Origin of the sequence: Streptomyces tardus, assembly GCF_018101125.2 — a bacterium.
GTDB classification, from domain to species: Bacteria; Actinomycetota; Actinomycetes; order Streptomycetales; family Streptomycetaceae; genus Streptomyces; species Streptomyces tardus.
In genome coordinates this window covers 175,626-187,957 of record NZ_JAELVF020000001.1, presented here as the reverse complement: position 1 = coordinate 187,957, position 12,332 = coordinate 175,626, and the positions used below count along the sequence as shown (strand labels likewise).

At 70.5% G+C, this 12,332-nt stretch carries 11 protein-coding genes; 9 read left to right on the top strand and 2 right to left on the bottom strand.

Annotated elements, in window-relative coordinates:
* Window positions 1–278 precede the first annotated feature (278 nt).
* The 5 genes from JGS22_RS00785 to JGS22_RS00765 all read left to right on the top strand — a co-directional run bounded on the left by JGS22_RS00785 (window position 279) and on the right by JGS22_RS00765 (window position 6,349).
* A complete protein-coding gene (locus JGS22_RS00785) occupies window positions 279–2,135 on the top strand; it encodes an acetolactate synthase large subunit (protein ID WP_211039597.1) in 1,857 nt (618 codons plus the stop codon).
* A gap of 24 nt (window positions 2,136–2,159) precedes the next feature.
* Window positions 2,160–2,684 carry an acetolactate synthase small subunit gene (gene ilvN, locus JGS22_RS00780; protein ID WP_211039598.1) on the top strand — a complete coding sequence of 175 codons (525 nt, stop codon included), beginning with the start codon at window positions 2,160–2,162 and terminating at the stop codon, window positions 2,682–2,684.
* 178 nt (window positions 2,685–2,862) lie between these two features.
* On the top strand, window positions 2,863–3,861 hold the full coding sequence (gene ilvC / locus JGS22_RS00775; protein ID WP_211039599.1) for a ketol-acid reductoisomerase: 999 nt from the start codon (window positions 2,863–2,865) through the stop codon (window positions 3,859–3,861).
* 215 nt (window positions 3,862–4,076) lie between these two features.
* On the top strand, window positions 4,077–5,666 hold the full coding sequence (gene serA / locus JGS22_RS00770; protein WP_211039600.1) for a phosphoglycerate dehydrogenase: 1,590 nt from the start codon (window positions 4,077–4,079) through the stop codon (window positions 5,664–5,666).
* 194 nt (window positions 5,667–5,860) lie between these two features.
* Window positions 5,861–6,349, top strand: coding sequence for a glutathione peroxidase (locus JGS22_RS00765; protein WP_211039601.1), 489 nt, complete (start codon window positions 5,861–5,863; stop codon window positions 6,347–6,349).
* A gap of 38 nt (window positions 6,350–6,387) precedes the next feature.
* Here the strand turns inward: JGS22_RS00765 and JGS22_RS00760 are convergent, their stop codons facing one another.
* Window positions 6,388–7,575: a PucR family transcriptional regulator gene (locus JGS22_RS00760; RefSeq protein WP_211039602.1), complete on the bottom strand. Its 1,188-nt coding sequence runs from the start codon at window positions 7,573–7,575 to the stop codon at window positions 6,388–6,390.
* A gap of 181 nt (window positions 7,576–7,756) precedes the next feature.
* Here JGS22_RS00760 and JGS22_RS00755 point away from each other — a divergent pair, with 181 nt between their 5' ends.
* Together JGS22_RS00755 and pruA are read left to right on the top strand one after the other, a co-directional pair.
* Window positions 7,757–8,683: a proline dehydrogenase family protein gene (locus tag JGS22_RS00755; protein ID WP_211039603.1), complete on the top strand. Its 927-nt coding sequence runs from the start codon at window positions 7,757–7,759 to the stop codon at window positions 8,681–8,683.
* Between the two features lie 118 nt (window positions 8,684–8,801).
* Window positions 8,802–10,433, top strand: a complete 1,632-nt coding sequence (gene pruA / locus JGS22_RS00750) for an L-glutamate gamma-semialdehyde dehydrogenase (RefSeq protein ID WP_211039604.1) — start codon at window positions 8,802–8,804, stop codon at window positions 10,431–10,433.
* Window positions 10,434–10,571: 138 nt separating this feature from the next.
* Here pruA and JGS22_RS00745 read toward each other — a convergent pair whose 3' ends face one another.
* Entirely contained in the window at window positions 10,572–11,078 is a 507-nt protein-coding gene (locus tag JGS22_RS00745; protein ID WP_308405448.1) for a GNAT family N-acetyltransferase, read from the bottom strand.
* 65 nt (window positions 11,079–11,143) lie between these two features.
* On the opposite strand from JGS22_RS00745, the gene JGS22_RS00740 reads away from it, so the two are divergent.
* Both JGS22_RS00740 and JGS22_RS26700 read left to right on the top strand, forming a co-directional pair.
* Window positions 11,144–11,968 (top strand): HAD family hydrolase, encoded by an 825-nt coding sequence (locus tag JGS22_RS00740; RefSeq protein ID WP_211039605.1) that lies wholly within the window; start codon window positions 11,144–11,146, stop codon window positions 11,966–11,968.
* A 201-nt stretch (window positions 11,969–12,169) separates the two neighbouring features.
* Window positions 12,170–12,298: a hypothetical protein gene (locus JGS22_RS26700; RefSeq protein WP_268980880.1), complete on the top strand. Its 129-nt coding sequence runs from the start codon at window positions 12,170–12,172 to the stop codon at window positions 12,296–12,298.
* The last annotated feature ends 34 nt before the right edge of the window (window positions 12,299–12,332 follow it).

Below are 12,332 nucleotides of genomic sequence, written 5' to 3'. Positions count from 1 at the left end.
CGGTTTCGCGGTGGGCGGTTTCGGGAGAGCAGCTCGGCAACGACAGCTCCCGTAGTGCGGGTTCCGGTACCGGTGGCCCGAACCGACGGTTTCACACCGGCGGTTCAGGAGCAGCGGAGCCATCGCGGCAGCGTCCCCCGCAGCGCCGGCGGGCACGCACCACCGCAGCGCCCAGGCACACCGCCCGACCGCAGAGCACCGAAGAGCACCAGAGAACACCGCAGCACACCGCAGGACCGAAGCGTCACCACCCTCACTCAGCCGGGAAGAGAAAAGCGATGACCGAGCAGGCCACCGGGGCACCGAGGCCGCAGCCGCGGGCCCGTAGCGGCGGACATCAGTCCGCCCCCCTCGAGCACCTCACGGGCGCCCAGTCCCTCATTCGTTCTCTTGAGGAGGTCGGCGCCGAGACCGTATTCGGCATTCCGGGCGGGGCGATCCTGCCCGCCTACGACCCGATGATGGACTCGGCCAAGGTCCGTCACGTCCTCGTCCGGCACGAGCAGGGCGCAGGGCACGCCGCCACCGGCTACGCGCAGGCCACCGGCAAGGTCGGTGTGTGCATGGCCACTTCGGGCCCCGGCGCCACCAACCTCGTCACCCCGATCGCGGACGCGCACATGGACTCCGTCCCGCTGGTCGCGATCACCGGTCAGGTCGCGTCCCGGGCGATCGGCACGGATGCCTTCCAGGAAGCGGACATCTGCGGCATCACCATGCCGGTCACCAAGCACAACTTCCTGGTCACCGACCCGGCCGACATCCCCCGCACGATCGCCGAGGCCTTCCACATCGCCTCCTCGGGACGCCCGGGCCCGGTGCTGGTCGACATCGCCAAGGACGCCCTCCAGGCCCGTACGACCTTCAGCTGGCCGCCCACCCCGGACCTGCCGGGGTACCGGCCGGTCACCAAGCCGCACGCCAAGCAGATCCGCGAGGCGGCCAAGCTCATCTCCGAGGCCCGTCGGCCGGTCCTCTACGTCGGCGGCGGAGTGCTGAAGGCGCACGCCACGGCGGAGCTGAAGGTCCTGGCCGAGCTGACCGGCGCGCCGGTGGTCACCACGCTGATGGCGCTCGGTGCCTTCCCCGACAGCCACCCGCAGCACGTCGGAATGCCGGGTATGCACGGCGCGGTCGCGGCGGTCACCGCACTGCAGAAGTCGGACCTGATCATCGCGCTCGGTGCCCGGTTCGACGACCGGGTGACCGGAAAGCTCGACTCGTTCGCCCCGTACGCCAAGGTCATCCACGCCGACATCGACCCGGCGGAGATCGGTAAGAACCGGGTGGCGGACGTCCCGATCGTCGGCGACGCCCGCGAGGTCATCGCGGACATCGTGGTCGCCGTGCAGACCGACCACGCGGCGGACGGCCCGGCGGACTACACGCAGTGGTGGGCGCTGCTCAACCGCTGGCGCGAGACCTACCCGCTCGGCTACGACCAGCCGGAGGACGGCTCGCTCTCCCCGCAGCAGGTCATCCAGCGCATCGGCCAACTCGCCCCGCGGGACACGATCTTCGCCGCGGGCGTGGGCCAGCACCAGATGTGGGCGGCGCACTTCATCAACTACGAGCAGCCGGCGACCTGGCTGAACTCCGGCGGCCTGGGCACGATGGGATACGCCGTGCCCGCGGCGCTCGGCGCCAAGGCGGGCGCGCCGGACCGTACGGTCTGGGCGATCGACGGCGACGGCTGCTTCCAGATGACCAACCAGGAGCTGGTCACCGCCGCACTGAACAACATCCCCATCAAGGTCGCCATCATCAACAACGGCGCTCTGGGCATGGTCCGCCAGTGGCAGACCCTCTTCTACAACCAGCGCTACTCCAACACCGTGCTGCACAGCGGGCCGGGGGCGGATCAGGCCGCCGAGGCCCCGCCGCAGGGCACCCGCTGCCCGGACTTCGTCAAGCTGGCCGAGGCCATGGGCTGCGTCGGCATCCGCTGCGAGAGCCCGGACGACCTGGACTCGGTGATCGAGAAGGCGAACGCCATCAACGACCGTCCGGTGGTGATCGACTTCATCGTCCACGAGGACGCGATGGTGTGGCCGATGGTCGCGGCAGGCACCTCCAACGACGAGGTCATGGCCGCCCGGGGCGTGCGCCCCGACTTCGGCGACAGCGACGACTGACAGCGAGCGAGAGAGCAGACCGACATGTCCAAGCACACCCTCTCCGTCCTGGTGGAGAACAAGCCGGGCGTCCTGGCCCGCATCACCGCGCTCTTCTCCCGTCGCGGCTTCAACATCGACTCCCTCGCGGTCGGTACGACCGAGCACCCGGAGATCTCCCGCATCACCATCGTGGTGAACGTCGAGGGCCTTCCGCTGGAGCAGGTGACCAAGCAACTCAACAAGCTGGTCAACGTGTTGAAGATCGTGGAGCTCGAACCGTCAGCCGCCGTCCAGCGTGAACTCGTCCTGGTGAAAGTGCGCGCGGACAACGAGTCCCGTTCCCAGATCGTGGAGATCGTCCAGCTCTTCCGCGCCAAGACCGTCGACGTCTCCCCGGAGGCGGTGACCATCGAGGCCACCGGCAGCAGCGACAAGCTGGACGCCATGCTCAAGATACTGGAGCCGTACGGCATCAAGGAACTCGTGCAGTCCGGCACGATCGCCATCGGCCGCGGCGCGCGTTCCATCACCGACCGCTCGCTGCGCGCCCTGGAGCGGACCGCATAGCGAGACCTTCGACCGCGTCCGCCGCAGCCGGGCATACGGTGTCCCCAAGCGGCGGACGCGGTCGGGAATCTCGCGCCTCCCTCGCGCACCCGTGCCCGCGCGGCGCCCGGTGCACGAGGTGAACGAGCCTCACCAAACCCCGTGCAAGACGGGCACGACAATCAAGGAGACATCCCAAGTGGCCGAGCTGTTCTACGACAATGACGCCGATATCTCCCTCATCCAGGGACGCAAGGTGGCGGTTCTCGGCTACGGCAGCCAGGGCCACGCCCACGCGCTCTCCCTGCGCGACTCAGGCGTCGACGTCCGCGTCGGGCTCCACGAGGGCTCCAAGTCCAGGGTGAAGGCCGAGGAGCAGGGCCTGCGGGTGGTCACCCCCGCCGAGGCCGCGGCCGAGGCCGACGTGATCATGGTGCTGGTCCCGGACCCGATCCAGGCCAAGGTCTACGAGGAGTCCGTCAAGGGCAACCTCAAGGACGGCGACGCGCTGTTCTTCGGCCACGGTTTCAACATCCGCTTCGACTTCATCCAGCCCCCGGCCGGCGTCGACGTCTGCATGGTCGCGCCGAAGGGCCCGGGCCACCTGGTCCGCCGCCAGTTCGAGGAGGGCCGCGGCGTTCCGTGCATCGCCGCCGTCGAGCAGGACGCCACCGGCAACGGCTTCCCGCTCGCCCTCTCGTACGCCAAGGCCATCGGCGGCACCCGCGCGGGCGTCATCAAGACGACCTTCACCGAGGAGACCGAGACCGATCTCTTCGGCGAGCAGGCCGTGCTCTGCGGTGGCACGGCGGCGCTGGTCAAGGCCGGCTTCGAGACGCTCACCGAGGCGGGCTACCAGCCCGAGATCGCCTACTTCGAGTGCCTGCACGAGCTCAAGCTCATCGTGGACCTCATGTACGAGGGCGGCCTGGACAAGATGCGCTGGTCCATCTCCGAGACCGCGGAGTGGGGCGACTACGTCACCGGTCCGCGCATCATCACCGACCAGACCAAGGCGGAGATGAAGAAGGTCCTCGCCGAGATCCAGGACGGCACCTTCGCCCGCGAGTGGATCGCCGAGTACAACGCCGGTCTGCCGCGGTACAACGAGTACAAGAAGTCCGACAGCGAGAGCCTCCTGGAGACCACGGGCAAGGAGCTCCGCAAGCTGATGAGCTGGGTGGACGACGAGGCCTGAGCCTCGTACGTCAAGCCCCGCACGGCCATGTGGCCTGTTCGTGCGGCGGTCCGCGGAATGCGTTCCGCGGACCGCCGCAGCTGACTACACTGCCCCCGTAAAGCGCGTCACAGGCCCACAGCGTCGTGCGTCTCCACGCGGCTGCCAACCTCCACCGCCTTCGGCCGTCGGGACGGCGGCCGTCCGCAGAGGACTGAGTGAGGACTGAGACCGAAGTGAGCAAGCCTGTAGTTCTGATCGCCGAGGAGCTCTCCCCGGCCACCATCGACGCCCTCGGCCCCGACTTCGAGATCCGGCACACCAACGGTGCCGACCGAGCGGAGCTGCTCACCGCCATCGCGGATGTGGACGCCATCCTGATCCGCAGCGCCACCAAGGTGGATGCGGAGGCCGTCGCCGCCGCCCGTCGCCTCAAGGTGGTCGCCCGTGCCGGCGTCGGCCTGGACAACGTCGATGTCGCCGCCGCCACCAAGGCCGGCGTCATGGTCGTCAACGCGCCGACCTCCAACATCGTCACCGCCGCGGAGCTCGCCTGCGGGCTGATCCTGGCGACCGCGCGCAACATCCCGCAGGCCAACGCCGCCCTCAAGGACGGCGAGTGGAAGCGCAGCAAGTACACCGGCGTCGAGCTCTCCGAGAAGGTCCTCGGCGTCGTCGGCCTCGGCCGCATCGGTGTGCTGGTCGCCCAGCGGATGTCCGCGTTCGGCATGAAGGTCGTGGCCTACGACCCGTACGTCCAGCCCGCGCGCGCCGCGCAGATGGGTGTCAAGCTCGTCTCGCTCGACGAGCTGCTGGAGGCCTCGGACTTCATCACCGTGCACCTGCCGAAGACCCCGGAGACGCTCGGTCTGATCGGTGACGAGGCGCTCGCCAAGGTCAAGCCCTCGGTCCGCGTCATCAACGCGGCCCGCGGTGGCATCGTCGACGAGAACGCGCTGGCCTCGGCGCTCAAGGAGGGCCGGGTCGCCGGTGCCGGCCTGGACGTCTACGCCACCGAGCCCTGCACCGACTCACCGCTGTTCGCCTTCGACCAGGTCGTCGCCACCCCGCACCTCGGCGCGTCCACCGGCGAGGCGCAGGAGAAGGCCGGTGTCGCGGTCGCGCGTTCGGTGCGCCTGGCGCTCGCCGGTGAGCTGGTGCCGGACGCGGTCAACGTCCAGGGCGGGGTCATCGCCGAGGACGTACGCCCCGGGCTCCCGCTCGCCGAGAGGCTCGGCCGGATCTTCACCGCGCTCAGCGGCGAGGTTGCGGTCCGGCTCGACGTCGAGGTGTACGGCGAGATCACCCAGCACGATGTGAAGGTGCTCGAACTCTCCGCGCTCAAGGGCGTGTTCGAGGACGTCGTGGCCGAGACGGTCTCCTACGTCAACGCTCCGCTCTTCGCGCAGGAGCGCGGCGTCGAGGTACGGCTGACCACCTCCAGCGACTCGCCGGACCACCGCAACCTGGTCATCGTGCGCGGCACCCTGGGCAGCGGCGAGGAGATCTCGGTCTCCGGCACGCTCACCGGCCCCAAGCACTGCCAGAAGATCGTCGGTGTCAACGAGCACGACATCGACCTCAACCTCGCCGACCACATGGCGTTCCTGCGCTACACCGACCGGCCGGGAGTTGTCGGCACGCTCGGCCGAGTGCTGGGCGAGGCCGGGTTGAACATCGCGGGGATGCAGGTCTCCCGTGCGGAGGAGGGCGGCGAGGCCCTCGTCGCGCTCACCGTCGACGATGACATTCCGCAGCCGGTGCTGGCCGAGATCGCCGAGGAGATCGGCGCCACCTCCGCCCGTGTGGTCAACCTGGACCGCTAGGCGCGCGTACATCCCGCCCACCGCCCCGGAGCCGAGAGGCACCGGGGCGGTGGCGTGTGTCGTGGCGGAACGGGCGCCCCCAACCCCGGGCGGGGAGCGGGTGGTTGGGCGGGCGTCCGCGTTCCGTGTGCCGGCGCGCTACTGTCGCACCGAGGCACCAGAACCGGATCCCGTTCGTACGCTCCAGGAGTGACATGTCCGTCTTCGACGTCGAGATCGATTCCCTCACCGGCGGCCCCGCCCGCCTCGACCAGTACCGGGGCAAGGCCGTACTGGTCGTCAACGTCGCCTCCCGGTGCGGTCTGACCCCGCAGTACGCCGCGCTGGAGAAGCTCCAGCAGGCCTACGCCGACCGCAGGTTCACCGTCCTCGGCGTGCCGTGCAACCAGTTCATGGGCCAGGAGCCGGGCACCTCCGAGGAGATCGCCACCTTCTGCTCCGCCACCTACGGCGCCACCTTCCCGATGACCGCGAAGACGGACGTCAACGGCGAGGACCGGCACCCGCTCTACGCCGAGCTGACCCCGGCGGCCGACGCCGAGGGCCACACCGGCGACATCCGCTGGAACTTCGAGAAGTTCCTGGTCGCTCCGGACGGGACCGTCGCCGCCCGGTTCGCGCCGCAGACCGAGCCCGACGCTCCCGAGCTGGTGCGCGCCCTCGAAGACGTCCTGCCCGGCTGACTCTTCACGCTGCACCCGGCGGGTCGTGCCTGCGGCCCTCAACCGCGTTGCAGCCGGGCCGACTTGAGCGCCATGTGGAGCAGCAGCCGCGCCTCGCCGTCGGACAGGTCCAGGTCGGTCAGCTGCTCGACGCGTGAGAGCCGGTAGTACAGCGTCTGCCGGTGTATCCCCAGCTGTGCGGCGGTACGTCCGGCCCGGCCCGCACAGTCCAGATAGACCTCGGCGGTACGGGCCATCTCGCGGTGCGCGGGCTCCAGCAGCCGCGCCACCGCGGGGTCCACGGCGCCGACCGTGGGCAGCGCGGTGAGCATCCGGTACGCCCCGAGCTCGGCCCAGCGCGCCACCGGGCCGAGCTGCGGTTCCGCCCGTGCCGCCCGTGCCGCCGAACGTGCCTCGCGCCAGAGGGCGCCCAGCTCGCCGAGCCCCTGGCGGGGCGCGCTCACGCCGGCGAACGCCCGTACCGCCGCGGGCTGTTCGGGTGTCTGCACCGCTCGCAGCAGCCGCTGCGCCGCACCCTGCGCCGCATCGAGCGCGCCCGGAGCACGCAGCCGTACGAGCGCGGCGACCAGCCGCGGCTGCTCCCGCGCGGCAGGAAGCACGGCGAGCACCGGGACCTGCGGTACGGCCGCCGGGCTTGCGGTTCCCGCGGCGGGCGGCCACGGCCCGACAGCCAGCGCCGCAAGCGGGCCGTCCGCCACCGAACCGAGCGCGCGCCGCAGCTCCTCCCGCGCCTGCTCCGCCTCCTGGCGGTCGGCGGCGGTCAGCGCCGCCCGCAACAAATCGCCGAGTCGGGCGCCGGTGCGTGCCTGGGAGGCGAGCAGTGCGCCGATCCGGGCGGCGAGGTCCATGGCGTCGAGCAGTCGGGGGTCGTCGGGGGTGGGTGAACCTTCGTCGAGCAGCCACACATAGCCGTGGACGACCCCGCTGTGGCGGGCCGGCAGGCAGATCCGGCCCTTGACCACCCCGGCCGCGGGATCTGCCGGGATGCGCACCGGGGCGGCGGCACGGGTGATGCCGAAGCGTTCGAACCAGGCACGCACCGCCGCGGTGGACCGCCGCTGCATGATCGTGCGGGTGCGCACCGGATCCTGTACGAGCTCTGCGTCGTCGCCCGCGCTCTCGTGCGCGCCGAAGGCGATGAGCTCGAAGTCCCGGTTTTCCAGTGTCGCGGGGGTGCCGAGCAGCGCCGACACCTCGTCGATCAGGGTCTGGAAATCCTCGCTCATGGCCTGCGTCTCTTCCTGCCGGGGTGCTTCGTCGCGCCGTGCCGCTCGACCCATTCTCATACAGGTGTCTGAGATCGGGGACACGGATGCGTGACAGCTGTCGATGGCAGTCCGGCGGCGCGATCCTTAGGTTTCACGGTGGCTGACCTTGGCCGTTCCCGCTCGATCCTGGAGGTGCCCCGTGCTGGGTCCCGTGCTCCTCGCGGCCGCGCGCAGCGACAGCATCCGCCGACTGGTCTCGGCCGCACCGATCACCCGTCCCGTGGTCGACCGCTATATCGCGGGCGAAAGCCTCGACCAGTGCCTGGAGTCCGTGCGTACGCTCGCCGACCGCGGCATCGAGGTCACCATCGACTTCCTGGGCGAGGACATCACCCAACGCTCCGAGGCGCTGCGCAACCGCGACGCCTACCTCGCCCTGACCGAGGCGCTGGCCGCCGAGGGCCTGGGGGAGCGGGCCGAGATGTCCGTGAAGCTGTCCGCCTTCGGGCAGGCGCTGCCGGGCGGGCACGAGCTCGCCCTCGCCAACGTGGTCCCGGTGGTCGAGGCCGCCGCCGAGGCCGGCACCACGGTGACCCTCGACATGGAGGACCACACCACCGTCGACTCCACCCTCGCGATCCTCTCCGAGCTGCGGCGCAGCCACCCGGAGACCGGCGCAGTGGTGCAGTCCTACCTCTTCCGGACCGAGGACGACTGCTACGCGCTCGCCGGGGAAGGCTCCCGGGTGCGGCTGGTCAAGGGCGCGTACAACGAGCCCGTCGAGGTCGCCCACCAGGACAAGCGCGAGGTCGATCTGGCGTTCGTCCGCTGTCTGAAGATCCTCATGGCGGGCAAGGGCTACCCCATGATCGGCTCGCACGACCCGCGGATGGTCGCCATCACCGAGGAGCTCGCCCGCCGCCACGGCCGCAAGCCCGGCGAGTACGAGTTCCAGATGCTGTACGGGATCCGCGAGGCCGAGCAGGACCGCCTCGTCGCGGAGGGACACCGGATGCGCGCATACATTCCCTACGGCACCGACTGGTACGGATACTTCATGCGACGCCTCGCGGAGCGCCCGGCGAACCTCGCCTTCTTCCTCCGCTCGCTGGTCAGCAGGGGCTGACCGGGGCGCCCCGCACCCGTACAACGGAACATCCCCGCCGGGACACCACACTGGCCCCGCCGGGACCGCGCAAGATCTGCTCGCACCCCTTCCCGACCCCGAAGGAGACACGGCAACCATGGACGCTGTGACCCACGTCCCCGCTCCGTACAACGAGCCGGTGCACTCCTACGCACCCGGCAGCCCGGAGCGCGCCCGCCTGGAGCGCAAGCTCAAGGAGCTCGCGGACAACCCGATCGATCTCCCGATGACGATCAACGGCGAGAAGCGCATGGGCGGTGGCGAGAGGTTCGACGTCGTACAGCCGCACAACCACCGCGCGGTGCTCGGGACGTACGCCAACGCCACCCGCAAGGACGCCCAGGACGCCATCGACGCGGCGCTCGCCGCCGCCCCGGCCTGGCGCGCCACGTCCTTCGACGACCGTGCGGCGATCCTGCTCAAGGCCGCCGACCTGCTCTCCGGTCCGTGGCGCGAGACGATCGCCGGCTCGACGATGCTCGGCCAGTCCAAGACCGCGCAGCAGGCGGAGATCGACGCCCCCTGCGAGCTGGTCGACTTCTGGCGCTTCAACGTGCACTTCGCCCGCGAGCTGCTCACCGAGCAGCCCCCGATGCAGCCCCACGGCATCTGGAACCGGATGGACCACCGTCCGCTGGAGGGCTTCGTCTACGCCATCACGCCGTTCAACTTCACCGCCATCGCCGGCAACCTGCCGACCGCGCCGGCGCTGATGGGCAACGTGGTGGTCTGGAAGCCGTCCCCGACCCAGACCCACTCGGCGATCCTGCTGATGGAGCTGCTGGAGGAGGCCGGGCTGCCCAAGGGCGTCATCAACCTGGTCACCGGCGACGGCAAGGACGTCTCCGAAGTGGCCCTGCCGCACCCGGAGTTGGCCGGTGTCCACTTCACCGGTTCGACTGCCACCTTCCAGTACCTCTGGCAGCAGGTCGGCAACAACATCTCCGGCTACCGCTCCTACCCGCGCATCGTGGGCGAGACCGGCGGCAAGGACTTCATCGTCGCCCACCCCACCGCCGACCCGGCGATCCTGAAGACCGCCATCACCCGCGGCGCCTTCGAGTACCAGGGCCAGAAGTGCTCGGCCGCCTCGCGCGCGTACGTGCCGCGTTCGATCTGGGAGAGCGGGCTGCGGGACGAGCTGGCGACCGAGACCGACAGCCTGACCATGGGTGACGTCTCGGACCTCAGCAACTTCGTCGGCGCCGTCATCGACGACCGGGCTTTCGCCAAGAACAAGGCCGCGATCGACCGCGCCAAGCAGGCCCCCAACTGCGAGATCATCGCGGGCGGCAGCTGTGACGACTCGGTCGGCTACTTCGTCCGCCCGACTGTCATCACCTGCTCCGACCCGGACGACGAGCTCTTCAAGCAGGAGTACTTCGGCCCGATCATGGCCGTCCACGTCTACGAGGACGAGGACTACGACCGGGTCGTGGACCAGATGGAGTCCGTCTCGGCGTACGCGCTGACCGGCGCCGTGCTGGCCAAGGACCGGGCCGTACTGGCCAGGACCTCGGAGAAGCTGCGCTTCGCGGCGGGCAACTTCTACCTCAACGACCGGCCGACCGGTTCCATCGTCGGCCAGCAGCCCTTCGGCGGCGGCCGTGCCTCCGGCACCAACGACAAGGCCGGCTCGAAGTTCAACCTGATCCGCTGGATGTCGCCGCGCGCCATCAAGGAGACAATGGTGGCGCCGACCGACTACCGATACCCGCACATGGGCTGACCCCCCGGCCCGGTGCGTTCCGAGGCCCGCCGTCGTGCGCACCCCCCCCGTGCGCGGCGGCGGGCCTCACCTTTTGCCGCCTCGCCCGCCCTCCGCCTGCCCGGCGCGTCTGTCCGGCGTGCCTGCCCGCTCTCGCCGTCACCCATCGTGCGGGCGGAGCACGACGACTTGTTCGTCGTCCTCCCACTCGCCGGTCGGGACGAAGCCCAGCGATGGGTAGAGCCGGTCCGCCGCCCGGTTCGCCGGGTGGTAGGTGAGCCGTATCTCCCGGCAGTCGGGCCGCTCCGCGAGCAGGCGCAGCAGCAGCCGCAGCGCGGCACGCCCGACCCCGTCCCCCTGGCACTCGGCGTCGACCATCACGCCACCGATCCAGTACGTGCCGTCCGTCGGGTCCCGGCCCCACATCAGGTGCCCGACCACCTCGCCGTCGGCCAGGACTCCCAGGGAGTTCCACACCTCCTCGCGCAGCGAGAGCAGCACGTAGCGCGCGGCCAGTGCCGCCACGTGCCCCCGCTGGTCGTCGCGGGGGCGCACATCGGCGACCGCCCGCCAGTTGTCCTCGTCCACAGGGGCGAGCGTCACGGTCCTGCCGAGCCGGTCGCGCAATGCGCCGGAGAAGTCGTCGTACGCGGTTGTCTCTGTCACGGCGAGGCATACGATCACAGGGGGAGCTCGTACGCATCTGCTTTACGAAGGGCGGCCAGACCTCCATGCCGATTCGCGCTGTGCTGTGGGACGTTGACGACACCCTCTTCGACTACACCAACTGCGACCGGGCCGCGGCCCTGGAACATCTGGCCGCCGAGGAGCTGCTGCCGCGCTACCGCTCGGCGGACGCGGCGCTGGGCCACTGGCAGGAGGTGATGCGGGAGTGCTGGGCCCGCTTCGTCGCCGGTGAGCTGAGCTTCGCCGCGCACCGCCGTGAACGCGCCAGAGGTGTGGCGCGCGGGCCGCTCACGGACACCGAGGCGGACCAGTGGTTCGGCCGCTACGTCGAGCGGTACGAGGCGTGCTGGGCGCTCTTCCCCGACGTGCTGCCCGCGCTGGACACGGTGGCCCGCACCTGGCGCCAGGGGGTGCTCTCCAACTCCTACGCCGCGAACCAGGACCGCAAGCTGCGTCGGCTGGGCATCAGGGATCGCTTCGAGGTGCTGGTCTGCTCCGCAGAGCTGGGCTGTGCGAAGCCGGCGCCGGAGGCGTTCGAGGCGGCCTGCCTTGCACTCGGCCTGGAGCCGGACGAGGTGGCGTACGTCGGCGACCGGCTGGACATCGATGCGGGCGCCGCCTCGGCGGCGGGCCTCAGCGGGATCTGGCTGGACCGGTGCGAGTCCTCGCGCGAGCCTGTGCCGGCGGGCGTTCGACGCATCGGGACGCTTGCCGAACTGCCCGCACTGCTGGGGGAGTTGGACGCCGATCAGAGGGCTGCCGCGGTGCTCGCGGACGGCTTCTCCGCCCGTACGGCCCCTTCGGGCGCGGCGGGGCACGTCGAGGCCTCCGGGATCGCTGCAGGTCAGCCGGGGTCGCGTCTCACATAGTAGGAAGGCCAACTATGTGGCGAGACATCGCGGCGATTCGCTTCTACCTTTGGAGACAGCCGAATGGCTCGCTCCACCAGCGACTGGCGGTCGAGGCGCGGTGCTCACGCAGGTGACCCCTGCCGCACCGCACGCCCCCGCCCCTTTGCGGCACGAAATGAACCGCTAGTTCTCCGGTCCTTTCTGCTGAAGGAGCTCCTCATGGATGCCACCACCCGTCGTCGTACCCGCCGCGTTGCCCGTACCGACCAGGCCGACCGCAAGAACGCCGCGGCGGCGCTGCAGCGGGCGCTCGACCGTCGCGACAACGGCGGCTCCACCGGCCACTGATGCCGCGCGGCACGTCGCCGGCGTAATGCCGGCG

Coding starts and splice junctions, on each gene's coding strand:
- JGS22_RS00740 (WP_211039605.1), top strand. CDS start 11,144: ATGCCGATTCGCGCTGTGCTGTGGGACGTTGACGACACCCTCTTCGAC.
- JGS22_RS00765 (WP_211039601.1), top strand. CDS start 5,861: ATGTCCGTCTTCGACGTCGAGATCGATTCCCTCACCGGCGGCCCCGCC.
- JGS22_RS26700 (WP_268980880.1), top strand. CDS start 12,170: ATGGATGCCACCACCCGTCGTCGTACCCGCCGCGTTGCCCGTACCGAC.
- pruA (WP_211039604.1), top strand. CDS start 8,802: ATGGACGCTGTGACCCACGTCCCCGCTCCGTACAACGAGCCGGTGCAC.
- ilvN (WP_211039598.1), top strand. CDS start 2,160: ATGTCCAAGCACACCCTCTCCGTCCTGGTGGAGAACAAGCCGGGCGTC.
- JGS22_RS00760 (WP_211039602.1), bottom strand. CDS start 7,575: ATGAGCGAGGATTTCCAGACCCTGATCGACGAGGTGTCGGCGCTGCTC.
- JGS22_RS00785 (WP_211039597.1), top strand. CDS start 279: ATGACCGAGCAGGCCACCGGGGCACCGAGGCCGCAGCCGCGGGCCCGT.